At 68.9% G+C, this 24,732-nt stretch carries 18 protein-coding genes; 16 read left to right on the top strand and 2 right to left on the bottom strand.

Annotation, left to right across the window (positions count from 1 at the left end; genetic code table 11):
• Positions 1-176: 176 nt before the first annotated feature.
• Together EV382_RS02130 and EV382_RS02135 are read left to right on the top strand one after the other, a co-directional pair.
• Positions 177-1,643 (top strand): endo-1,4-beta-xylanase, encoded by a 1,467-nt coding sequence (locus tag EV382_RS02130; protein WP_130399968.1) that lies wholly within the window; start codon positions 177-179, stop codon positions 1,641-1,643.
• A gap of 426 nt (positions 1,644-2,069) precedes the next feature.
• On the top strand, positions 2,070-3,455 hold the full coding sequence (locus EV382_RS02135) for an RICIN domain-containing protein (protein ID WP_130399969.1): 1,386 nt from the start codon (positions 2,070-2,072) through the stop codon (positions 3,453-3,455).
• Between the two features lie 65 nt (positions 3,456-3,520).
• Here EV382_RS02135 and EV382_RS02140 read toward each other — a convergent pair whose 3' ends face one another.
• Complete coding sequence (locus EV382_RS02140; RefSeq protein WP_130399970.1) at positions 3,521-4,291, bottom strand: FadR/GntR family transcriptional regulator; 771 nt, start codon at positions 4,289-4,291, stop codon at positions 3,521-3,523.
• A 146-nt stretch (positions 4,292-4,437) separates the two neighbouring features.
• Here EV382_RS02140 and EV382_RS02145 point away from each other — a divergent pair, with 146 nt between their 5' ends.
• The 8 genes from EV382_RS02145 to EV382_RS02180 all read left to right on the top strand — a co-directional run bounded on the left by EV382_RS02145 (position 4,438) and on the right by EV382_RS02180 (position 12,497).
• A complete protein-coding gene (locus EV382_RS02145) occupies positions 4,438-5,700 on the top strand; it encodes an ABC transporter substrate-binding protein (protein ID WP_130399971.1) in 1,263 nt (420 codons plus the stop codon).
• Between the two features lie 4 nt (positions 5,701-5,704).
• Complete coding sequence (locus EV382_RS02150) at positions 5,705-6,676, top strand: carbohydrate ABC transporter permease (RefSeq protein WP_165435699.1); 972 nt, start codon at positions 5,705-5,707, stop codon at positions 6,674-6,676.
• Positions 6,676-7,503: a carbohydrate ABC transporter permease gene (locus EV382_RS02155; protein ID WP_130399972.1), complete on the top strand. Its 828-nt coding sequence runs from the start codon at positions 6,676-6,678 to the stop codon at positions 7,501-7,503. The genes EV382_RS02150 and EV382_RS02155 overlap by 1 nt, the downstream gene beginning before the upstream one ends.
• 1 nt (position 7,504) lies before the next feature.
• Positions 7,505-8,728, top strand: a complete 1,224-nt coding sequence (locus tag EV382_RS02160) for a mandelate racemase/muconate lactonizing enzyme family protein (RefSeq protein ID WP_130399973.1) — start codon at positions 7,505-7,507, stop codon at positions 8,726-8,728.
• Between the two features lie 106 nt (positions 8,729-8,834).
• Positions 8,835-9,860, top strand: coding sequence for a zinc-dependent alcohol dehydrogenase (locus EV382_RS02165; protein WP_130399974.1), 1,026 nt, complete (start codon positions 8,835-8,837; stop codon positions 9,858-9,860).
• Positions 9,857-10,618, top strand: a complete 762-nt coding sequence (locus tag EV382_RS02170; protein WP_130399975.1) for an SDR family NAD(P)-dependent oxidoreductase — start codon at positions 9,857-9,859, stop codon at positions 10,616-10,618. The genes EV382_RS02165 and EV382_RS02170 overlap by 4 nt, the downstream gene beginning before the upstream one ends.
• Positions 10,615-11,493 (top strand): amidohydrolase family protein, encoded by an 879-nt coding sequence (locus EV382_RS02175; protein WP_130399976.1) that lies wholly within the window; start codon positions 10,615-10,617, stop codon positions 11,491-11,493. The genes EV382_RS02170 and EV382_RS02175 overlap by 4 nt, the downstream gene beginning before the upstream one ends.
• Complete coding sequence (locus EV382_RS02180; protein WP_130399977.1) at positions 11,490-12,497, top strand: aldo/keto reductase; 1,008 nt, start codon at positions 11,490-11,492, stop codon at positions 12,495-12,497. The genes EV382_RS02175 and EV382_RS02180 overlap by 4 nt, the downstream gene beginning before the upstream one ends.
• Positions 12,498-12,629: 132 nt before the next feature.
• Here the strand turns inward: EV382_RS02180 and EV382_RS02185 are convergent, their stop codons facing one another.
• Entirely contained in the window at positions 12,630-16,178 is a 3,549-nt protein-coding gene (locus EV382_RS02185) for a ThuA domain-containing protein (RefSeq protein ID WP_130399978.1), read from the bottom strand.
• A 523-nt stretch (positions 16,179-16,701) separates the two neighbouring features.
• Between EV382_RS02185 and EV382_RS02190 the strand changes: the two genes are divergently transcribed.
• The 6 genes from EV382_RS02190 to EV382_RS02215 all read left to right on the top strand — a co-directional run bounded on the left by EV382_RS02190 (position 16,702) and on the right by EV382_RS02215 (position 24,704).
• Positions 16,702-18,225, top strand: a complete 1,524-nt coding sequence (locus EV382_RS02190; RefSeq protein ID WP_130399979.1) for a sugar ABC transporter ATP-binding protein — start codon at positions 16,702-16,704, stop codon at positions 18,223-18,225.
• Positions 18,222-19,193 (top strand): ABC transporter permease, encoded by a 972-nt coding sequence (locus EV382_RS02195; protein ID WP_130399980.1) that lies wholly within the window; start codon positions 18,222-18,224, stop codon positions 19,191-19,193. The genes EV382_RS02190 and EV382_RS02195 overlap by 4 nt, the downstream gene beginning before the upstream one ends.
• Positions 19,194-19,195: 2 nt before the next feature.
• Positions 19,196-20,179, top strand: coding sequence for an ABC transporter permease (locus EV382_RS02200; protein WP_208758291.1), 984 nt, complete (start codon positions 19,196-19,198; stop codon positions 20,177-20,179).
• 12 nt (positions 20,180-20,191) lie between these two features.
• Complete coding sequence (locus EV382_RS02205; protein ID WP_244236504.1) at positions 20,192-21,373, top strand: substrate-binding domain-containing protein; 1,182 nt, start codon at positions 20,192-20,194, stop codon at positions 21,371-21,373.
• A gap of 6 nt (positions 21,374-21,379) precedes the next feature.
• Positions 21,380-22,231, top strand: coding sequence for a sugar phosphate isomerase/epimerase family protein (locus tag EV382_RS02210; RefSeq protein ID WP_130399981.1), 852 nt, complete (start codon positions 21,380-21,382; stop codon positions 22,229-22,231).
• A 79-nt stretch (positions 22,232-22,310) separates the two neighbouring features.
• Positions 22,311-24,704, top strand: coding sequence for a ricin-type beta-trefoil lectin domain protein (locus tag EV382_RS02215; RefSeq protein WP_244236505.1), 2,394 nt, complete (start codon positions 22,311-22,313; stop codon positions 24,702-24,704).
• Positions 24,705-24,732 lie beyond the last annotated feature (28 nt).

Raw genomic sequence — 24,732 nt, forward strand, 5'->3', positions numbered from 1 at the left:
TCCGATCACGACGTCCGCAAGGGCATGTGGACGTCATCGGGACCCGGCAGGTGCCGGTGACAGCCGTTTCGGACTGTGCGTTCTGATGCCGGGCGGCCAGGATGACCGCCCCGCTCGGTCGTCCCGATGGAAGTGGCACATCACCACCACCGATGCAACCACTGAGAAGGAACGCCATGAAATCCAAGAGAACGATGCTGGCGGCGGCGACCATCGCCGTCGCCCTCACCACCGGTATGACGGTGGCGCTGACTCCTGCCGCCGGCGCCGGCACGACCCTGAAGGCGGCCGCCGCCGAGAAGGGTCGCTACTTCGGCGCGGCTGTCGCCGTCAACAAGCTCTCCACCAGCGCCTACACGACGATCCTGAACCGCGAGTTCAACAGTGTGGTGCCCGAGAACGAGATGAAGTGGAGCTCCACCGAGCCGCAACAGGGCGTGTTCACCTACTCCAGTGGTGATCGCCTGGTCAGTCACGCGCAGGCCAACGGCATGAGCGTGCGGGGCCACACGTTGTTGTGGCACGCACAGCAGCCGGGTTGGGCGCAGGGCATGTCGGGCAGCGCGTTGCGCAACGCGGCGATGAACCACGTGACGCAGGTGGCGACGCATTTCCGGGGCAAGATTCACTCGTGGGATGTGGTGAACGAGGCGTTCGCCGATGGTGGTTCTGGTGGGCGGCGGGACTCGAATCTGCAGCGCACCGGTAATGACTGGATCGAGGCGGCGTTCCGGGCGGCGCGGGCGGCGGATCCGGGTGCGAAGTTGTGTTACAACGACTACAACACCGACGGGATCAACGCGAAGTCGACGGGGATCTACAACATGGTGCGGGACTTCAGGTCCCGTGGTGTGCCGATCGACTGTGTGGGGTTCCAGTCGCACCTGGGCACCTCGCTGGCCGGTGACTACCAGGCGAACCTGCAGCGGTTCGCTGATCTCGGTGTGGACGTGCAGATCACCGAGCTGGACGTGATGACCGGCGGCAACCAGGCCAACATCTACGCCGCCGTCACCCGCGCCTGCCTGGCTGTTTCGCGCTGCACCGGCATCACCACCTGGGGCGTGCGCGACTGCGACTCGTGGCGTGGCTCCGACAACGCCCTGCTCTTCGACTGCAACGGCAACAAGAAGTCCGCGTACAACGCCGTGCTGGACGCCCTCAACGGCGGCTCCACCCCGCCCACCACGCCCCCGCCGGGCTCCGGGGTGGACACCAGCGCCTGGTACGTGTTGCTGAACAGAAACAGCGGCAAGGCGCTGGACGTGTACGCCGCAGCCACCAACGACGGCGCGCGGATCAGCCAGTGGACGCGCAACAACGGCAACAACCAGCAGTGGCAGTTCGTCGACTCGGGCGGCGGCTACTACCGGGTGAAGTCCCGCAACTCCAGCAAGGTGCTGGACGTCAGCAACTTCTCCACCGCCGACGGTGGCGCGATCGTGCAGTGGTCCGACCTCAACGGGACGAACCAGCAGTTCCGACTCGCCAATTCGTCCGATGGTTACGTCCGGTTGATCAACCGCAACAGCAACAAGGTCGTCGAGGTGCAGGGCGCGTCCACGGCCGATGGTGGCAACATCGTGCAGTACGCCGACTGGGGCGGCACGAACCAGCAGTGGCAACTGGTCCGAATCGGCTAGCGATCGTCACCACCGACCCGGGGGAGAGGGGGCTGCCGGCCGATCGGGATCCGGCCGGCGCCCGCCCCGGGGAGGTGTGACGACAGGCGGCCCGCCCGGTTGGGCGGGCCGTCATAACCGTCGCGCCGACGTCAGTTCTAACGATCACTTGGATCGACGCCAATCATTTGACGTATGACGTTTCAAGCGCTAATTTTCACCCGCGGGCCGAGCGGCCGTCGGGAGCCAGGACGGCACGCCGTGCGGTTCGACGCGGGCCTGCCGCGAAGCCCGGATCGTGGCATCGCCATCGACGTACGCCGCTGGCCGCAGGTTGCCCGCACCACACCCCCGAACGTGCTGACGCCACCACCCGGACGCCGGCACACCCGCCAGGGCACGCGTGGGCGCTCTGCCCGCCGGTGACCCCGATCGAAGGAGTGGACCATGAATGCCCTCGATGAGGCTCGTCCCGCCTCTCGACAGAGACGTCGCTGGCGGTCAGGGTTGGCCGCAGCGGCGGCCGCGGTGCTGGCCGCCGGTACACTCGTCGCCGTCAACGCAGCACCCGCGGCGGCCGCGACGGTGGACACCAACGCGTGGTACACCCTGGTCAACCGCAACAGCGGCAAGGCCCTGGACCTGTACGCCGCAGCCACCAACGACGGCGCGCGGATCAGCCAGTGGACCCGTAACAACGGCGCCAACCAGCAGTGGCAGTTCGTGGACTCCGGAGGCGGCTACTACCGGATCAAGTCGCGGCACTCGGGCAAGGTGCTGGATGTCAGCAACTTCTCCACCGCCGACGGCGGCGCGATCGTGCAGTGGTCCGACCTCAACGGGACGAACCAGCAGTTCCGGCTGGCCGATTCGGACGGTGGTCACGTTCGGCTGATCAACCGCAACAGCAACAAGGTCGTCGAGGTGCAGGGCGCGTCCACGGCCGACGGTGGCAACATCGTGCAGTACGCCGACTGGGGCGGCGCGAACCAGCAGTGGCAACTCGTCCCCGTCGACGGCGGCAACCCTCCGCCGACGGGTGGCAGCGGGTGCGGCAAGGCGCCGACGCTGTCCAGCGGGACCCACACGATCCAGAGCAACGGCAAGAGCCGTACCTTCATCCTGCGGGTGCCTGCCAACTACAACAACAGCAACCCCTATCGGCTGATCTTCGCCTTCCACTGGCGGGGCGGCACCATGCAGGAGATCTCCTCCGGCGGTACGAGCGGGGCCGCCTGGTCCTACTACGGGCAGCAGGAACAGTCGAACAACAGCGCGATCCTGGTCGCCCCCCAGGGATTCGGCAACGGCTGGGGCAACTCCGGCGGTGAGGACATCACCTTCGTCGACGACATGATCAGCCGTATCGAGAGCAGCCTCTGCGTCAACCCGAGGCAGCGGTTCGCGCTCGGCTTCAGCTGGGGTGGCGGCATGAGCTACGCCGTCGCCTGCGCGCGGGCCACCGTCTTCCGGGCCGTCGCGGTCATCTCCGGCGCGCAGATCAGCGGTTGCAGCGGCGGTACGCAGCCGATCGCGTACTTCGGGCTGCACGGCATCTCGGACAACGTCCTGAACATCTCCCAGGGCAGGGCGCTGCGCGACACCTTCGTCCGGAACAATGGTTGCACCGCCCAGAGCCCGCGCGAGCCGGCCGGCGGCAGCCGTACGCACATCACCACCGCGTACTCCGGTTGCCGGGCCGGTTACCCGGTGCAGTGGGCCGCGTACGACAACGGTCACATGCCCGGCCCGGTGGACGGCACCTATGCCGAGAGCGGCATCACGACCTGGACCAAGGGTGAGATCTGGCGGTTCTTCGCGCAGTTCTCGTGACACGGGGTCGACCCCAGCTGGCGGCGCCCACTCCGGTATCCGAGGTGGGCGTTGCCCCGTGCCGGTCAGCGTGCGAGGCGATCCGGGTTCCCCGAGCCGCTGCGGCGGACCAGCCAGGCCTCGGTGATGTGGGTGAACATCGCCGCTGCGGCGCCGTCGGAGTCGTGGGCGGCGATGCGTTCGTAGATGCGTCGGTGGCCCTGGTTGGACGCCACGCACAACGCGCGTTCGGTGCGGCCCATGTAGCGGGCGGTGTTGATGACCTGGCTCTCCAGCGCGCGGACGACGCCACGGGCGATGCGGTTCCCGGACGCCTGCATGATCGTGTCGTGGAAGGCCCGGTCGTGGTCGTGGTAGGTGACGTGGTCGTCGACGAGTTCGTCCATCCGGTCCACCATGGCCCGCAGTTGGTCGATGGTCTCGGCGTCGGCGAGGCGGGCGGCGACGTTCGCCATGTCGGACTCCAGCACCCGTCGGGTGACGACCAGGTCGTCGAGGATGGCGAAGCTGTCGTCCACCGCGATGGTGGCCGCGAGGACGAGCTCGTCGAGCATGTCCCAGTGTGACGGTGGGGTGACCATGGTGCCGGCGCCCTGGCGGACCTGCACCAGCCCCTTCTCCTGAAGGATCTTGACTGCTTCCCGGACGACGGTCCGGCTCACACCGAAGGTCTCGCAGAGGATCGGCTCGGGGGGGAGGGACGTCCCGGACGGGTGGACGCCGCGGACGATGCGCTCCACCAGTTCGGCGGTGACCGCCCTGGCGAGGTTGGTCGGCCGACGCACCCATGCCGGGGTCCCCGGGCTGTTCAGGGCTGTCTCCTGCGGTGGCGTCATGTCCCCCTCCGAATGGCTCGCCGTGGCACGACGTCTGGGTCAGTGTACGGCCGAGTGTTGACGTCACACGTCATACGAGTTACCTTCCCGTCAACATTGGCTCGCGGGGCACCCGCCGGCCATCCCCCATACAGAGGTGACAACTGATGAGACAGCGCGCAATATGGTCGGCCGTCCTCGTTGTGGGCCTGGCCCTGGCCGGTTGTGGAAGTGCTAGCGATTCGGGCAAGTCAACCAGCTCGGACGGCAAGCTGGTGGTGTGGGACTGGAAGTCCGGCGAGCCGTTCGCCAAATCCTATCTGGACAAGGCCAAGGCCGACTTCAAGAAGAAGCACGCCGACGTCGAGGTCGAGTTCGTCGCCCAGCCCTTCGACCAGTACTACACCCTGCTCGGTGCGGCGATTCAGTCCGGCAAGGGCCCCGACGTCATGATGTTCAACGGCGGCGGCCAGATCCGCGACCGGGTGGACGCGCTGGTGCCGATCACCGACTACGTGGCCGAGGACAAGCAGCGGCTGGCCGGGTGGGAGGCGTTCACCAAGGACAGCAAGGTCTACGGCAGCCCGGTGACGCTGCAGGGTTACCCGATCTACTACAACAAGGACATCTACCAGAAGGCCGGCCTCGACCCGGCCAGCCCGGCCACCACCTGGGACAAGTTCGTCGCGGACTGCGCCGCCGTCGCCAAGGCCGGCTCCAAGTGCTTCGCTCTCGGCAACAAGGAGGGCGTCGGCATCCAGTTCTGGCTCTCCAGCATGGGGTCGGTCACCCTCACCGCCGCGGAGTACGACGCCTGGATCACCGGCAAGCGTGACTGGACGTCGCCGAACGTGAAGCGGGTCTTCGAAACGTGGAAGGAGACCGGCGACAAGAAGATGAACACGGACGGGGCCAACTCGACCGCGATGTTCAACGACTCCTTCGCGGCCTTCCAGTCCGGCAAGGCCGCCCACGTCATGGGCCTGATGTCGGACGTCGGGCACTGGAAGGCCTTCAACGAGTTCCTCACCCCGGAGAAGCTCGGCGTCATGAAGCCCCCGGTGGTCACCGCCGGCACCACCCCGAGTCTGCCGTACGACGGTGGTATCGGATACGCGGTCGCCAAGTGGACGAAGGACCCGAAGGTGGCCGCAGACCTGGTGCGCTCGCTGACCTCGGCCGACGCGTTGAAGGCGTTCTACGCCGATGCCGGCGCGATCGCCGCCGACACCACCATCGACGTGTCGCAGGCCGGCCCGGCCGCAAGCACGATCGTGAGCGAGCTGAAGAGCGGTAAGCCCGCTCTGCACGTCGCGCTCTCCTCGAAGACGATCGACCTCATGGGACGCCTCTCCCAGCAGCTGCTCAGCGGTTCGATCACCGTCGACGAGGTGGTGAAGCAGCTGGCTGCTTCCGACCAGGCAGGCTGACCTCGTGCCGATCGGAAACACGCAACCGTCGGTCCGCCTGGCTTCGGCCGGGCGGGCCGGCGGTCCGGCGGTCACATCCCCCGCGCACCGCGGTGGCGCACGCCCCCGTGGCGGCCTGGGCGCCGAGCGCTACGCCCCCTACATCCTTGTCGCTCCGGCCGTCCTGATCATCGTGCTGCTGCGGCTCTACCCGCTGATCCTCGGGGTCAACTTCTCCTTCACCGGCGACGGTGACCAGAACGGAGAGGCGGTCGGGTTCGGCAACTACCAGGAGCTGTTCGGTGACCAGCTGTTCCGGACCGCGCTGCGCAACGTCGGGCTGCTGGTGCTGCTGCTCCCGGTGGCGGTGGCCATCCCCGGTCTGCTCGCCACGTTCATCTATCTTCGGGTGCCCGGCCACCGCTTCTACCGCAGCGTCTACTTCTTCCCGGCGGTGCTCTCACCGGTCATCGTCGGTGCGATCTTCAACCTGCTGCTCGCCTTCGACGGCCCGCTCAACGCGGTGCTCGGGTCGTTCGGCGTCGGTGCGGTGGACTGGCTCGGTGACCCCGACATCGCCATGTTCATGGTCGTGGGGGTGCACATCTGGGCAACCTTCGGCATGGCTCTGGTGGTGTTCCTCGCCGGCTTCGCCACGCTCGACGCCGCACTCCTGGACGCCGCCCGGGTGGACGGGGCGTCGCTGCGCCAGGTCGTCTGGCACGTGATCGTTCCGAGCCTCGCCCGGACCATCCAGTTCGTCTTCGTGACCACGATGATCGGGATGCTGACCTCGATGTTCGGGCTGCTGTTCGTGATGACCAGCGGTGGCCCGGAGGGTTCCACCTACCTGCCGGAGTACTACATCTGGATCCAGCAGGGTCAGATGAACCGCCCGGCGCTCGCGTCGGCCGCGTCGACCATCCTCTTCGTGATCATGCTCGTGGTGGGGCTGCTGCAGATCAAGCTGCTCGACCGGTCCGGGAAGGAGGACTGATGCGCCGGGCTCGTCTGGGATGGTGGTTGCTCGCCATCCCCATGTCACTGCTCGCGCTGGCGACGATCTACCCCCTGCTCTTCACCGCCAACGTCGCGTTGAAGACCCGCCGGGAGTACATTCTCGACCGGTTCTCCCTGACCGACTCCCTGAACTGGGCGAACATCAGCACGGCGTGGACCAGCGCCGGGATGGGCCGTTACTTCGTCAACTCGCTCGTCGTGGTGACGCTGTCGGTCCTCCTGTTGCTGCTGCTCGGGTCGATGGCCGGCTTCGCCCTGAGCCAACTGCGGTTCCGCGGCTCGTCGGCGTTGTTCCTGGGCTGCCTCGCCGGGCTCTTCATCCCGTTCCAGGTGGTCATGGTGCCGCTCGCCCGGATCATGGCGGACACCGCGCTGATCGACACGTACCCCGGCCTGATCCTGGTCTACGTGGCCCAGTTCCTGCCCTTCACGGTCTTCCTGATGACCAGCTACTACCGGGGCATCCCGCCGGAGATCGTCGACGCCGCGCGGATCGACGGCAACACGGTGTACGGCGTCTACCGCCGGATCATGCTGCCACTCGGCACCCCGGCGCTGCTGTCGGTGGGCATCCTCAACACCCTGTTCTGCTGGAACGACGTCCTCATGGCGTTGGTGATGATGCCCTCGGCGGAGAACCGGACGCTCATGATCGGGGTGACCTCGTTGCGCGGCCAGTACTCCGACAACATCCCGACCTTCGCCTCCGGGGTGCTGATCGCCGCGATACCCGTCCTATTGGTCTACCTGTTCCTCCAGCGCCAAATTGCCGACGGCGTAGCCGCCGGTTCCACGAAGGGTTAACATGCGGATCACTGGATATCGGACGCTCACCACGGTCCAGGAATGGGGGCGACCCGTCGGCGACGCCAACGGTGTGTTCGCCGACGGGCAGGTTCCGGTCTCCATCGTCATCGTCGACACCGACGAGGGCATCTCGGGAGTCGCCCTCGGACCGCACGTCGAGATCGAGCGGATCTTCGCGGCGATCGAGGGCGAAGACCCCCGTGCGGTGACGACCCTGTACGACCGGATGCTGCGGCACACCTTCAAGGCGGGCCACGCGGGGCCGGTCTTCGGCACCATCGGCGCTCTCGACACCGCCCTGTGGGACATCAAGGCGCAGGCTGCCGGCGAGCCGCTGTGGCGGCTGCTGGGCGGACGGGACCGGCAGGTCACCGCCTACGCGTCCGGCCTGGACATCGGGCTCACCGACGATGAACTCGTCGCCGAGTACGAGGTCTACGCGAGCCACGGCCTGCGAGCGGCCAAGCTCAAGGGCGGCCTCGACATCGAGAGCGACCGGCACCGTCTGAGCCTGGTCAGGGAGGTCCTGACCGAGGCCGGGCGCGGCCGGCGGCCGGGCCTGATGCTCGACGTCAACGAGGCGTGGACCCGCAAGCAGGCCGTCCGGCACGTCTGCGAGCTGGAACGCACACTGGATCTCATCTGGATCGAGGAGCCGGTGCGGCGGTGGGACGCCGAGGGTCTGGCCGCGGTCAGCCGGGGCGTGTGCGCGTCGGTCGCCACCGGTGAGAACCTCACCGGGCTCGAACAGTACCGGCCGCTGATCGCCGCCGGCGCGGTCGACATCGTCCAGATGGCGGCCGTCTGGGGCGTCACCCACTTCCTGCGGGCGTCCGCCCTGGCCCACGCCCACGACCTGCCGGTCAGCCCGATCGGCAACAGCCCGGTCGGGCTGCTGCACGCCGCGACGTCGGTGCCGAACCACCTGACCAGCGAGTTGCAGGACCTGCACCCACCGGTCGGGATCTCCATCGACCTGCACGTCGAGGACGGCGCCTTCATCCTCGGCGACTCACCCGGGCTCGGGATCCGGGTGGACGAGGAGCGGATCCGGGCGGCCAACCGCCGCCCGCAGGCGCAGACGGCCGACAGCCCCAACGTCCGCCCGGAGCGGGCCGGGCGGCGGCTGCTGGCCGGGTTCGACGGGGTGATCCCCACCCGTCAGGTGCCGGTCGTACCACTGAACCCCCGCAACGAGGTGTCGCCGACCGTACGGCACTGAGCTGACCACCAGAACAGGGACGGCGTGGGTGCATCGCGACGGCGGTGCACCCACGACCATGCCCGGTCGGCACGACCGACGTACCGACCGTCGAGACGGAGGAACGATGAAGGCAGTCGTCTACCGGGGGGCACGACACCTCGGCATCGAGGATCGTGACCCGGAGCCACCAGGCCCCGGCCAGGTGCGGATCGAGGTGGCGTACACCGGGATCTGCGGCACGGATCTGCACATCTACCACGGCGACATGGACGCCCGGGTTGGTGACTCCGCGATCATCGGGCATGAGATGTCCGGGCGCATCGCGGCCGTCGGCGAGGGCGTGACCGGCTGGAACCTCGGTCAGCCCGTCACCGTGATGCCGACCCGCCCCTGCGGGCGGTGCGCCGCCTGCCAGCGGGGCAACTCCCACATCTGCCACGCGATGAACTTCCTCGGCATCGACTCGCCGGGTGCGATGCAGTCCTCCTGGACCGTGCCGGTGGAGTTGGTCCTGCCGCTTCCGGAGGACCTGCCCCTGGACCACGCCGCGCTCGTCGAGCCGGTGGCGGTCGCCGTGCACGACGTACGCCGGGGGAACGTGACCGCCGACGACCAGGTGGTCGTGGTCGGCGGTGGGCCGGTCGGTGTCCTCATCGCGACCGTCGCGCGCGACCGCGGCGCGCGGGTCCTTCTCGTCGAGCCGGACCCGTTCCGGCGCGAGGTGGCGGAGGGGATCGGGATCGAGGCCGTCGACCCGCGATCGACCGATGTGGTGGCGCTGGTCAACGACCGTACCGAGGGCGCGGGCGCCGACATCGCCTTCGAGGTGTCCGGCTCGCCGGCCGGCGTCAGCACGGCGGTCGACGTCCTCACCACTCGCGGGCGGCTGGTCATGGTGGCGATCCACCCCCAGCCCCGGGAGGTCAACCTGCACCGGTTCTTCTGGCGGGAGCTGGAACTCCTCGGTGCCCGGCTCTATCAGCGCGACGACATGGTGGAGGCGATCCGGCTGGTCGCCTCGGGTGCGATCCCGGCACAGCAGCTCATCTCCCGGGTCGAGCCGGTCGGTGCGGCCAGCGCCGCCTTCGCGGCGCTGGAGGGCGGCGGCGTCATGAAAGTGCTGCTCGATGTGCGGGAGGTCGACCAGTGACGCCGTTGTTCGACCTGTCCGGCCAGACCGCGGTCGTGACCGGGGCACGGCGCGGTATCGGCCTCGCCATGGCCGAGGCCCTGGCCCTGGCCGGCGCCGACATCGTGGGCGTCTCCGCCCAGCTCGAAGCCGACGGCAGCGAGGTCGAACGCCGGGTGCGCGCCACCGGCCGCCAATTCACCGCCCTGCGCGCGGACCTCGGCGACCGGGCGGCGGTGCACGGGCTGGCCCGCGACATCGTCGCTCTCGGACCGGTCGACATCCTGGTGAACAACGGCGGCACGATCGCCCGCACGCCGGCCGCGGAGCACCCGGACGAGATGTGGGACCACGTCATCCAGGTGAACCTCAGCAGCCAGTTCGTCCTGAGTCGGGAGATCGGCCGGACGATGGTCGAGCGCGGCCGAGGGAAGATCATTTTCACCGCGTCGTTGCTGAGCTTCCAGGGCGGCATCACCGTTCCCGGTTACGCCGCGTCCAAGTCGGGCGTGGCCGGCCTCACCAAGGCGCTGGCGAACGAGTGGGCGGCCCACGGGGTGAACGTCAACGCCATCGCGCCCGGCTACATCGCCACCGACAACACCCGGGCGCTGCGCGACGACCCCGACCGCAACCAGGCGATCCTCGGCCGGATCCCGGCCGGGCGCTGGGGCCGGGCCGACGACCTCGGCGGGGCCACCGTGTTCCTGGCGTCGTCCGCGTCGGACTACGTCAACGGGATCGTGTTGCCCGTCGACGGCGGCTGGTTGGGCCGATGACGAGCGCGCAGGGGCCCGGACGAGCCGGAATCGTCGACGCGCACCACCACCTCTGGGTTCGCGCACAGCACCCCCAACCGTGGATCGACCCGGTGACCATGGCGGCGATCGACGCTGACTTCGAACCCGCCGACCTCGCGCCCCTGGCGCGGGCGGCCGGGGTCACCGCGACCGTGGTGGTGCAGTCCATCGCCTCGGCGGTCGAGACGGTGGATCTGCTGACCGTCGCCGCCGACGACCCCCTGGTGCGGGGGGTGGTCGGCTGGGTGGACCTGACCGCCGATGACGTCCCGGAGCGCCTCGACCTGCTGCGGGCCGGCCCGGGAGGGGACCGTCTCGTCGGCATCCGGCACCTCGTGCAGAGCGAGCCGGACCCGGCGTACCTGGACCGTCCGGACGTCCGTCGGGGCATCGCGGCGGTCGGTGCCGCCGGCCTCGTCTACGACGTGCTGGTCCGCCAGCACCAGCTCCCCATGGCCGCGCGTCTCGCGCGCGACCTGCCCGAGGTGAGCTTCGTCCTCGACCACCTGGGCAAGCCCGCCCTGGGCCGTCCGGAGTTCGCCGAGTGGCGGCGGGACCTGCGGGCGTTCGCAGCCTCGCCCAACACCACGGCGAAGCTCTCCGGGCTGGTGACCGAGGTGCCGCTGCCGCACTGGACGCCGGCGGACCTGCGACCCGCCGTCGAGGACGCAGTGGACGCGTTCGGGCCGGACCGACTGATGTACGGCTCGGACTGGCCGGTCTGCCTGCTCGCCAGTTCGTACCAGCGGTGGGTCGACACCCTGGCGGAGCTGCTGGACGGCCTGGACGCGGCCGACCAGGCGTCGGTGTGGGGCGACACGGCACGTCGGGTCTACCGGCTGGCGGCGTCATGATGGCCCGCGCACTGCCCCGCCGCCCGCAGGTACGCCTCAGCGAGCTGGGCTTCGGCGCCGCCCAGGGCGGCAACCTGTACCGGACCACGACGGACGAGGAGTTCGCGGCGGCGGTCGACGCCGCGTGGGAGGCGGGCGTCCGGTACTTCGACACCGCGCCGCACTACGGTCTCGGGCTGTCCGAGCGCCGACTCGGCGCCGCGCTGCGCCACCGGCCACGCGACGAGTACGTGGTGTCGACGAAGGTCGGGCGGCTCCTGGTGCCCTCGCCCGAGGACGCGCACCTGCGGGACTCCGACGGGTTCGACGTGCCCGCGACGCATCGGCGGGTGTGGGACTTCAGCCGCGACGGCGTCTACCGCTCGATCGAGGCCAGCCTGGAGCGGACCGGGCTGGACCGGTTCGACATCGTCTACCTGCACGACCCGGACGACCACTGGGAGCAGGCCGCACACGAAGCCGTACCCGCCCTCATCGACCTGCGGGACCAGGGCGTCGTGGGGGCCATCGGCGCCGGCATGAACCAGTCGGCGATGCTGGCGCGGTTCGTGCGGGAGACCGACGTCGACGTGATGATGTGCGCCGGGCGGTACACCCTGCTCGAGCAGGGTGCGGCCGACGACCTGCTGCCGGCCGCCGAGAACCGGGGGGTGGGCGTGGTCATCGCGGGCGTCTACAACTCGGGGCTGCTGTCGCGGGACCGGCCACCGGCCGACGCCGTCTACAACTACGAACAGGCCCCGGCGCAGTTGATCGAGCGGGCCCGGCGGATCGCCGCGGTCTGCGAGACGTACGGGGTCACCCTGCCGCAGGCCGCGCTCGCCTTCGTCCGCCGGCACCCGGCCGTGGTGTCGACGGTGGTCGGCGTCCGCACCGAGGCGCAGGTGGACGAGACGGTGCGACGGTCCGGAATCGTGGTGCCTGAGGAGCTGTGGGATGCCCTGGCTGCGGCCGGGTTGCTCGCCGCGCCGCCGTCTCAGCACTCCTCGACCCTGCCTGGTTGACGGCGGCGTTCGCCTTTGCTCTGCACCCGCGGGTGCGACGGTGACGACGACGTCCCGGCCGGGACCGGCTCCGATTCTCGGATACCGGTCCCGACCGGGACGTCAGCCGTTACCGCGACAGCCCGCCGCCGGTCACAGTGCGGTGAACCGCCACTGCTGGTTGGCGGCCCCGTGGCAGGTCCACTGCAACAGCCGGGCGCCGTCGGTGGTGGCAGCACCGTTGACGTCCACGCAGAGCCCGCTCAGCACATTGCGCACCGTGTACACGCCGGAGGTGCCCGTCGCGGTGGCGGTGAACTTCTGCTGGTTGCCGTTGTTGCAGGTGGCCTGCTGGAGGTAGGCCCCCGCCGTGGTGGAGCTGCCGATCACCTCGACGCACTTGCCGCTGTGCACCGCCTTCAGGTAGACCGCACCGTTGCCGGCGTCGACCGCCTGCCACCTCTGGTTGTTGCCGCCGGTGGCCGCCCACTGGGTGATCTGGGCGCCATCGGCGGTGGAGACCCCGCTGACGTCCATCAGCTTGCCGCTGTGCTGCGCGGTGACCGTGTAGGTCTTCCCCGCCAGACCGCCGCCACCGTTGGTGGGTGTTCCGACGCCGTTGCCGCCAAACGTGTGCGAGTCCAGATCGAACGAGTTGTTGGCGTTCTTGAACACCATGTAGAGCGTGTGCGTCCCGCCGAGGGCGGCGACGCTCACCGGTGTCGTGGACTGGTAGTTGTCCCAGCCACCCGTGCTGGGCACCGTGGTGGTGGCCAACAGGGTGCCGGTCGGCGAGTCGGCCCGCAACTCGATCGAACCGCCACCGGAGGGCGACGACAGCCGGTAGCTGACCGTCGAAATCCCGGACAGGTTCATCGGGTTGAACGCGATCCAGTCGTTGCTGGAGATGTCACCGATGCGCTTGGTGCTCTCCGCGGCCGCCTGGTCGATCACCCGGATGCCGGACTGGCTGCTGAAGTACTCGGACTGCTTGTGCTTCGGCTGCAGGATCGCCTGCGCGGTGCCGGTGAGTGGAGCTGCGCCCCCCGCGCCGCCGCTGTCGGTGTAGCGGGCGTTGAGCACGTAGAACAGGTTGGCACCATCGGGGTGCCCACCGAGCAGATCCGTGGAGATGGTGCCCGAACAGCCCGGGTACTCGGTGGTCTCGTGCGCGTGGTCGTCGTGACCGAGCGCCGGGTTGAGGAACACCTTCGAGCAGTCGACGGTGCCGCCGTCCGGGTCGGTGACGGTGATCTGGTACGGCACCCGGTCGCCGAAGGTGAGCATGCCACCGTTGGGCGGAGTGGTGATGGTGACCACCGGCGCGCTGTTACCGACGGTGATCTGGACGTTGGCGAAGCCCGTCTTTCCGGTGTTGTCGGTGACCTTCAACTGGGCCGTGTAGTTGCCGTTGGCGGTGTACACCTTCGACGGGTTGGCCGCCGTGGAGGTGGTGCCGTCGCCGAACGTCCACTGGTAGCTCAGCGTGTTGCCCGGGTCCGGGTCGGCCGTGCCCGCGCTGCTGAACTGAACGGTGAGCGGCGCGCTACCACTGGTCGGCGTGCCGGTGGCCTTGGCGATCGGCGACCGGCCGCCCTGGATGTAGTCGATCCGGTAGAGCCCGGAGTCGCTGTTGCCGCCGCCGAAGTTGGTGCCCCACTCCAGCAGGTAGAGCGAGCCGTCCTTGCCGAACTCCATGTCCATCGGCTTGTTGAATCGGGTGTTGGGCAGGAACGGGTTGGTCCGGGTCACCGCGGAGGACGAGTCGAAGTGCACCTCCTTGATGTAGTTGCGGGCCCACTCGTAGAAGAAGTGCACGCCGTCGTAGTAGGGCGGGAACTTCGTTGCGGACGGGTTCGACTCGTCGTACCGGTAGATCGGCCCGCCCATCGGCGCCGAGCCACCGGAGCCCAGCTCCGGGAAGGTCGGCGAGGTGCCGTAGCCGTACCAGATGTTCGGTGCGACGACCGGCTTCAAGCTGGTCAGACCGGTGTTGTTGGGTGAGTTGTTGACCGGTGCCGAGCAGTTGAACTTCGCGCCGACGACGCCGGTGTCCGGGTTGAACGGCGCGTACGGCTGGTTGTCACCGTGACAGAACGGCCAGCCGTAGTTGCCCGCCTGCTTGATCACGTTGAGCTCGACCAGGCCCTCGGGCCCTCGGTTCGTGGTGGGCGGGTTCCGGTCCGGTCCGTAGTCGGCCAGGTAGACCCAACCGTTGGCCGGGTCGATCGAGAAGCGGAACGGGTTGCGGAAGCCCATCGCGAAGATTTCCGGCTTGGTCTGCGCCGTGCCCTGGGGGTAGAGGTTGCCCGACGGGATGGTGTAGCCACCGCCGGACGAGGGCCGGATGCGCAGCAGCTTGCCGCGCAGGTCGTTGGTGTTACCCGCGCTGCGCGCGGCGTCCAGGTTGGACTTGCCCGAGCGCCAGTCCAGCGGGGCGTACCCCTGCCAGTTGGGGTCGAGGTTCGGTGGCGTGTCGTCACCGGTGCCGATGTAGAGGTTGCCGTCCGGGCCGAACTTGATGTAACCGCCGGTGTGGCCGGGCTCGGGGAAGGTCCGGTCCCGGTACGCCGGGATGTCGATGATCGTCACACCGCTGGAGGTGTTGAGCGTGTCACCGCTGACCGTATAGCGGGAGACGCGGTTGACGTCGGTGCTGCTGCTCGCCGGCGAGTGGTACAGGTAGATGTAGCCGTTGCTGGCGAAGTTGGGGTCCAGTGCCATGCCGGTGAGGCCGTCCTCACCGCCGGTGTAGACGCTGATCGTGCCGGCGGTGACGGTGCTGTTGGTGGAGGGCTTGAAAATCTTCACCTGGCCGCCGCGCTGGACGTAGAAGACGCGACCGTCCGGTGCCACACCCAGCGCCATCGGGTCGACTGTGTTGTCGTCCAGGGTGCGCTTCTCGAAGTTGCCCCAGACGGTGCCTCCGCAGTCGCCGGCGGCGTTGCCGGCCGCCCACTTGACACCACCGAGGATGTGGTTCTGGAAGTTCGTCTCGCTGTAGGAGGCGATCGCGTGGCCCATCGCGGTGGCCCACACCCGCCCGCCGCCGGTGTTGCGGCACCAGGAGATCGGGTGATCGGGGCCCATCGCCCGGGATCCGGGGTTGTAGGTGCGCTCGTCGGCGGTCACCAACACGTGGACGTTGCCGCGCGGGTTGGCGTCGAAGTTGTACCACTCCTCGTTGCGTACCCACCGATCCGGCAGGTTGGTCGTCGACGGGTGCTTCTTGTCGGCGACGATGGCGGTGCCCTGGAGCACCCCGGGCGAGTGCTCGGGCATGTGGGCGCCGGCGTTGATGGTCTGGTCCCACCACGGGTATTCGGACTCGATGCCCATGTCGGTGGCGTTGTGGATGCCGACGATGCCCTTGCCGCTGGCGAGGTAGCCCTCCACCGCCTGGCGCTGGGCTGCCGAGGTCCAGACCATGCCGGAGGTCTGGAACATGATGATGACGTCGAAGGTCGCCAGGTTGCTGGCGGTGAAGACGCTCGAGTCCTCGGTCTGCACCAGCTCGAAGTTGTTCGCTGCGGCCTGCTGTTGGAACATGGAGATCCCGGCGGGGATCGAGTCGTGCCGGTAGCCGGTGGTCTTGGTGAACAGCAGGGCGCGGAAGGCCGGGGCCGCCGACGCGGGTGGGGCGAGTCCGAGCGCCAGTAACAGGCCGGCGATCACCGAGATGAGCAATGTGTTACGACGCATGCCGTCTCCTAGGTTGGGTGCGCGTAGGGATCGCGACCACGGGTCCCAGGACGTGTCAGGTCGGCCCTGGACACGTGAGGGGACACGGGCGCGCTGGTCTGTCCTCGTGCCGTTCGCCGCAACGGCAGTCAGACCTGCTGGACGTCACACAGCGTGATGGTGACTGTGGTTCCCGTCCCGGGGTCCACGAGGTCAGGATGAGCTAGAGATCGATGACTGTCAATCCACAACGTAACGTCCGACGTCCTGCCCGGTGGACGGCGTCCGCGCCCAACTCCCTTTGCTGCGGCACCGCCCGTCGATCCCGGCCCGACCTGGCAGTCAGGCTTGATCGAGGATTGCGGACCCGCATCCAAACATCTATCTTCATACGTGTGATGTTTCGTCGATGTCAAGGAAATGTTTGCACCGCAAGAACGTAAGTCGCCGCTGTCGCCACGAAAGCTTGCTGTTCAACGCCCCAAAGCCGCCGTAGGGTGGCATCTAAACTGGTCAATGACTACTGTCTGTGAGGGCTTTCGGGATGTCAGATCCGCCGCCGACGCCGCTTCTCACCCTTCGGGGCATCGGCAAGTCCTTCCTCGGGGTCCGTGTCCTCGACGGTGTCGATCTCGATGTCAGGCCGGGCGAGGTGCACGCCGTGGTCGGTGAGAACGGTGCCGGGAAGTCGACCCTCATGAAGATCGTCTCGGGTGGGTACGCCCCGGACGGCGGCACCGTCGAGTTCGCCGGTGCGTCGCGGACGTTCCGTGGCCCGCGCGACGCGCAGCGGGCCGGCATCGGCATCATCCACCAGGAGTTCAACCTGCTCCCGGAGCGCACCGTCGCGGAGAACGTCTACCTGGGCCACGAACCGGTCCGGCGCGGGCTCGTCGACCGTCGGGGGATGCTCGAGCGCACCACGCGGCTGCTCGCCTCGATCGGTGAGACCACGTTGCCGGCGGACGCCCGGGTGGGGCAGCTGGGCGTCGCCCAGCAGCAGGTGGTCGAGATCGCCAAGGCGCTCGCCCTGGACGCGCGGCTGCTCATCATGGACGAGCCGACCGCCGCACTGGCCGACCACGAGGTCGAGTTGCTCTACGGGCTGGTGCGCCGACTCCAGGAGCGGGGCATCGGGCTGCTCTACGTCTCGCACCGGCTCGCCGAGGTCTTCGACCTCTCCGGTCGGATCACCGTTCTCAAGGACGGCCGCCGGGTCACCACCGTCAACACCGCGGACACCACCGCAAACGAGTTGGTGCGGCACATGGTCGGCCGGGAGTTGTCCAGCTACTACCCGGACCGGGCCGCCCCCGAGGACCGGGGGCCGGTGCGGCTCAACCTTCGCGACGCGGGAAACCGCAAGCTGCGGGACGTCAACCTCCAGCTGCGCGCCGGCGAGGTGCTCGGCATCGGCGGTCTACAGGGTTCCGGGCGGTCCGCGCTGGCCCGCGCGATCTTCGGGGTGTCGCCGTTCACGACCGGCGACGTCACGCTCGACGACCGGCCGGTCCGACTGCGCTCGCCCCGCACCGCGATGCGGGCCGGCATCGCCTACGTCACCGAGGACCGCAAGGGCGAGGGGATCGTCCCCCGGCAGTCGGTGCTCGACAACGCCCTGCTCGCGAGCCGGGCCGTCTTCGCCGCGCGATCCGGCCGTGCCGCGAGGACCGTCCGGGTACGTGAGCTGCTGGCCGCCGTGGAGGTCCGCTCCGCCGGCGACGACCAGGAGATCCGTTTTCTGTCCGGGGGCAACCAGCAGAAGGTCGTGCTGGCCCGGTGGCTCGCCCTGAACCCGCGGATCCTGCTCTTCGACGAGCCGACCCGGGGCATCGACGTGGGCGCGAAGTCGGCCATCCACGACCTCGTGCGCAGCCTCGCCCGGGACGGCGCGGCCGTGCTGATGATCTCGTCCGATCTGCCGGAGCTGCTGGGGATGAGCGACCGGATCGTCGTCATGCGCGACGGCCACGTCGCGGGCGAGCTGCCCGCCGGCGCGACCGAGGAGGAGGTCGTCGCGTTGGCGGTCGGCACCACGCGTGAGGCCACCCGGGAGATCGTCCAGTGAGCGCTCTGTCGCTGCTGCCGGCCCGGCGTCCGGTACCGGGCGTCTTCGTGGCCCTGACCCTCACCCTGACGATCGGCTGGCTGGTCGTCCTGCTCGACGGTGGTCAGCTCTTCAACCAGTCCACCACGGTGAGTCTGCTGCACGTCGCCGCCGGTCTCGGGTTGGTCGCGGTGGGCCAGACCCTGGTCATCCTGGGAGGGTCGCTCGACCTCTCGGTGGCGTACGTGATCAGCCTCAGCACCCTGGTCGCGGCCGAGACGATGAACGGCAGCGACGGTGCGATACTGCCGGCGATCGGCCTGGTGCTCGTCGTCAGCGCCGGCGTCGGGCTGCTCAACGGGCTCCTGGTCACCAGGTTCCGGGTCAACGCGTTCATCGCGACCCTCGGCGTCGGGCTGCTGCTCAAGGGCTACCTCGACAACGGTTACGACGGCCCGGCCGGTGCCACCGCACCGGGGCTCGTGCAGTCGCTCGGCTACCAGCGTGTCGGGCCGGTGCCGGTGTCGTTCCTGCTGCTGATCGCCGTCACCGCGGCGGCCTGGTTCGCGCTGTCGCGGACCCGCTTCGGCCACCACCTGGTCGCCGTCGGCGGGGATCCGGAGGTGGCCCGGCTCTCCGGCGTCCGCAACGACCGGGTCCTCGTCACCGCCCACATCCTCTGCTCGATGTGCGCCGGGCTCGCCGGCATCTACCTCGCCAGTCGGCTCGGCTCGGGCGCCCCACGGGTCGGCACCGAGGGCCTCTACGACCTGGAGTCGATCGCCGCGGTGGTGATCGGCGGGACTGCCCTCGCCGGTGGGCGCGGCGGCGTCATCGGCACGGTCGGTGGTGTGCTGCTGCTCGCCAGCATCGACGCCATCTTCAACCAGCTCGAGGTCGACGCCTTCTTCAAGCAGGTGATCCGGGGCGTCATCATCATCGCCGCGGTCGCCGTCTACGCCCGCCGGGCCATGCGAAAGGCGGCCTAGCCATGCAGACCGTCCAGCCCCGTTCCCTGCCGCTGCGTCTGCCGCGGGTACGTCCCGGTGGTGTCCTGCCGATCCTCGCGATTCTCGCGGTGCTGTTGGTGCTCGTCGGTTTCCGGCAGCCCGACTTCCTGGCTCCGCCGTCGCTGATGTCCTTCCTCGGTCGGTCGGCGCCGATCATCCTGCTCGCCGCCGGTCAGTACTTCGTGATCGTGTCCGGTGAGTTCGATCTCTCGGTCGGGTCGCTGGTCACCGCGCAGGTGGTGGTCGCCGCCCGGCTGATCGACAGCGACCCGGCGCGCACCTGGCCGGTGGTGCTGCTCCTGCTCGCCTTCGGAGCACTGGTCGGGCTGGTCAACGGCCTGGTCACGACACGGCTGCGGGTGCCGTCGTTCATCACCACCCTCGGCATGTTCCTGATCCTGGTGGGCGCGGTCTACCTGTGGTCCGATGGCGCCCCGAAGGGTGGGCTCTCCGAGGAGTTCCGGCGGTTCGGCCGGCGGGCCTTCGAGGACGTGCCGCTGCTGGGCCGCGTGCCGTACGCGCTGCTGGTGCTGGTGGTCCTGGCGGTGGGGGCCGTGCTGCTGATGCGGTCGGACTTCGGTCGGACGCTGGTCGCGGTCGGCGACAACCCGCGCGCCGCCGAGCTGAGCGGCGTACGCGTCTGGCGTACCCGGACCGTCGCCTTCATCCTCAGCGGGCTCGCGGCGGCGGTGGCGGCGATCCTGCTGGGCGGCTACAGCGGCGTGTCGTTCCAGGCCGGGGCAGGCCTGGAGTTCGGTGCGATCACCGCGGTCGTCCTCGGCGGGGTGGCGCTCGGCGGGGGTCGCGGCGCGGTCGTCGGGGCGATGCTCGGCGCGCTCACCCTCGAGCTGCTGTTCGCCCTCATGAATTTCTACGGCGTCTCCGGCGCCCTCAAGTCGACCGTCCAGGGCGGGATCATCCTGCTCGCCGTGGCGGTCTCGGCAACGCGTTCTTCGTCGAGATAAAGGGGAACCATAGTGCGACGTTCCATGGCGGCTCTGGCCGCCGTCACCCTGCTGTCCCTCGCCGCCTGCGCCACCGACGAGCCGGCCGCCAGCCCTTCGGAGAGTGCGTCGGCCGCCGGATCCGGCACCGGGGAGCAGTCGAAGTTCTTCGTGCAGGCCGACTACGACGCCGAGCTCGCGCTGCTCAACGCGGCGCCGACCGGCCCGGCCGACAAGCCGTGGGAGCAGGCGCTCAACCCCACGATGGTCGACACGGCCAAGTTCAAGAAGAACGGCCCGTACAAGATCTGCTTCTCGAACGCGGCCCTGAACAACCCCTGGCGGCAGGTCGGGTTCAAGACCATGCAGGCCGAGGTCGAGGCGCAGAAGAGCCGCATCAAGGAGTTCGTGCACGTCGACGCCGAGGGCAAGGACCAGAAGCAGATCGCGGACATCAACGACCTGCTCGGCAAGGGCTGCGACGCGCTCATCGTCTCGCCGAACACCACCGCCACGCTCACCCCGGCCGTCGAGGCGGCCTGCCAGGCCGGGCTGCCGGTCGTCGTCTTCGACCGCGGGGTCAACACGAAGTGCCCGGTGACGTTCATCAACCCCATCGGCGGTTACGGGTTCGGCCACGTCGGTGCCGAGTTCGTCAGCCAGAAGATGAAGCCCGGCGGCAAGGTCCTCGCCCTGCGGATCCTGCCCGGCGTCGACGTCCTGGAGACCCGCTGGTCGGCGGCGAAGGTGGCGTTCGACAAGGCGAAGGTCGACGTCGTCGGCGTCGAGTTCACCGATGGTGATCCGGCCAAGACCAAGAAGATCGTCGACGACTACATCCAGCGGTACGGCACGATCGACGGGGTCTGGATGGACGCCGGAGCGGTGGCCGTCGCGGCGGTCGAGGCGTTCCAGGACGCGGGCAAGCCCGTTCCGCCGATGAACGGCGAGGACCAGCTCGACTTCCTGAAGATCTGGAAGGACAAGCAGCTCACCGCCATCGCGCCGACCTACCCGACCTACCAGTGGCGGACGCCGATCATCGCGGCGCTGCGGATCCTCGACGGCCAGCAGGTGTCCAGCCCGTGGAAGCTGCCGCAGCCGACGGTCACCCAGGACAACCTGGACCAGTACCTCGACGCGAGCATGCCGCCGTTGCACTACGCGATGTGCGGCTGCACCGACCTGCCCGGTTACCCGCAGCGCTGGAAGTAGGGCCTGATGTACGCCATCGGCGTCAACCCCTGGGTCTGGGCCTCGCCGGTCGACGACAAGGCCCTGGCCGAGCTGATCCCACGGATCGCCGCGTTCGGCTTCGACGCGGTGGAGTTGCCGATCGAGCAGCTCGGCGACTGGGACCCGATCCGTACCCGGGACCTGTTGGCGGCGCACGGCCTCGTCGCCGCCGGGGTCTGCGCGGTCACCCCGCCGGGTCGGGAACTCGTCGACGCCGCGCCAGCGGTCGTCGAGTCGACGGTGGCGTACCTCAAGGGCTGCGTGGCGAGCGCGGCGGCCGTCGGCGCTGGATGCGTCGGCGGCCCCGCGTACGCCTCGGTCGGCCGCACCTGGCGGATGTCACCGGCGGCTCGCGCGGCCTGCTACGCGGACTTCCGGCGGGCCTTGACGCCGGTGGCCGAGCAGGCCGGCGAGGTGGGCGTGAGCATCGGTGTCGAGGCGTTGAACCGCTACGAGACGAGCGTCGTCAACACGATCGAGCAGACCGTCGAGCTGATCGACGGGCTACCGCCGAACGTCGGCATCATGATCGACACATACCACATGAACATCGAGGAGGCCGACCCCTACGCGGCCCTCGCCGTCGCCGGCCCGCACATCAAGCATGTTCAGGTCAGCGGCACCGACCGGGGCGCTCCCGGTGCTGACCACTTCGACTGGCCCCGCTTCTTCACCGTCCTGCGGGACACCGGCTATCAGGGCGCGATCTGCATCGAGTCGTTCACGGCGGAGAACGAGACCATCGCCACCGCCGCCTCGATCTGGCGTCCGCTGGCCCCCTCGCAGGACCGTCTCGCCACGGACGGCCTGCGCCATCTCCGGGAGATCCTCGGATAACCGCCTCGACCCGTGCCCCCGCGCTCGTCGAGGCCGTCCGCCCACCCCCACCCTGTTCTCACGTCAGGAGCAGCCTTCCGTGTCCTCGTCCCTTCCGCCGCTGCGCCGACTGCTGGCCGGCGCCGCTACGACGGCGGTGACCGCCGTGGTCGCGGTGACCGTCTCGGCGTCCCCGGCCGCCGCGGCCACCACCACCCTCTACGCGTCCCCCTCCGGCACCGGCAGCACCTGTTCGGCCAGCCAACCGTGTTCGCTGACCGCCGCCCAGACCGCGGTGCGGGCGATCAACAGCGCGATGTCCGGCGACATCGTCGTGGAGTTGGCCAACGGCACGTACCGGCTCTCGTCGCCGCTGCGGTTCACCGCGGCCGACTCGGGCACCAACGGCTACCAGGTGATCTGGCGGGCCGCCGCGTCGGCACGTCCGACGATCACCGGTGCCCGGGCCGTCACCGGTTGGTCGCAGGTCGACGCCGGCAGGAACATCTGGCGGGCCAACGTCGGCGCCGGGCTGGACTCCCGTCAGCTCTACGTCAACGGGGCCGTCGCCACCCGGGCGCGGACGGCGGTGAACCGGTCCGACTTCACCTTCACCACGACCGGAATGCGGTTCACCAACAGCGCGCTCAGCTACCTCAACAACCTGGGCAACCAGAACCGCGTCGAGGTGGAGAGCGTCGGTTCGTTCACCGACCGGTACTCGCCGGTGCAGAGCATCAGCGGGAACTTCCTGACGATGCAGCAGCCCGCGTGGAACAACAACACCTTCGGGTTCGACACCCTCTCCAGCCCGCACCGCGCCGGCCCCTTCTACCTGACCAACGCGTACGAGTTCCTGGACTCACCGGGGGAGTGGTACCTCAACCCGGGCAACGGGCAGCTCAACTACATCCCGCTCGCCGGGCAGACCATGAGCTCCGTCAGCGTGGAGCTGCCGCAGTTGCAGTCCCTGGTCAACGTCGGCGGTAGCTACGACGCGCCAGCGCACCACATCTCGTTCAGTGGCATCACCTTCACCGGCACCAGTTGGCTCGGCCCCAGCAGCAGCAACGGCTTCGCCGACCAGCAGACCGGCGCCCACATCACCGGCACCTGGTCCCGCCCGTCCGACGCGTTGACCTCCTGCCAGGCCGGCTGCCCGCAGTTCGAGGCGACCCGGCCGAACTGGAACCAGATGCCGGCCGCCGTGCAGGTCTCCGCCGCCAACACCATCACCTTCAGCGACTCGCAGTTCGTCAACCTCGGGCAGACGGCGATCGGCATCGGCAACGACGCCAACGCCCACGCCAGCGGCGTCGGCCTGGGCGCCAGCAACATCACCGTCACCCGTTCCGAGATCGCCCGGAACTCCGCCGGTGGCATCGTGGTCGGTGGCGTGCGGGCCGACGCCCACCACCCGAGCGACCAGCGGATGGTCAACCGGAACATCACCATCAGCAACAACCGGGTGCACGATCTCGGCCTGGAGTACCGGGGGGTCGTGTCGATCCTGACCACCTACGTGAACACGGCACTGGTCTCACACAACGAGGTCTACAACATGCCGTACACCGGTCTGTCGGTCGGATACGGCTGGGGTGCCAACGACGCCGGCGGCAGCCAGCACTACGCGAACCGGGGCCTGTACAACTACCAGCCGCGGTACACCACGGCGACCACCGCGGCCAACAACCAGGTGATCGGCAACTACGTGCACGACGTGATGCAGCAGATGACCGACGGCGGCTGCATCTACACCCTCTCGGCGAACCCGGGCGGAACCATCAACGAGAACTACTGCCTGCGCAGCAACGGCTGGTTCGGGCTCTACTTCGACGAGGGCTCCCGCTACTACACCGCCCGCAACAACGTGTTCTCCTCCACCGGCACCTGGGCCACCGCGAACTACTGGTACGCGGAGAACATGGGCAACTTCACCGTCACCAACAACTGGTCGACGAACAACAGCACGAACGTGACCAACGGGGACCGCGGCAACGTCGTCAACGGCAACGTGACGGTCAGCAACGGCAGTTGGCCGTCGGGCGCGCAGACGGTGATCAACGCGGCTGGAGTGCAGAGCGGCGGCGGCACCAACCCGCAGAACGTGCAGATCGTGGGCGTCCAGTCGGGCCGCTGTGCCGAGATCGGTGGGTCGAGCACCACGAACGGCACGCAGGCCCAGATCTGGGACTGCATCAGCGGGGCCACCAACCAGCGGTGGACCCACACGGCCAGCCGGCAGCTCATGGTGTACGGCACCAAGTGCCTGGACGCCTCCGGCCAGGGCACCAGCAACGGCACCACGGTGGTGATCTGGGACTGCAACGGTCAGGCCAACCAGCAGTGGAACATCAACGCCAACGGGACGATCACCGGTGTGCAGTCGGGTCTCTGCCTGGACGCGAACGGCGCCGCCACGGCGAACGGCACGAAGTTGATCCTCTGGTCCTGCAACGGCGGCACCAACCAGCAGTGGCAGTTGCGCAGCTGACGTAGGACATCGGCAGGTCCGGGCCGAG

This window comes from Micromonospora violae, assembly GCF_004217135.1.
GTDB classification, from domain to species: Bacteria; Actinomycetota; Actinomycetes; order Mycobacteriales; family Micromonosporaceae; genus Micromonospora; species Micromonospora violae.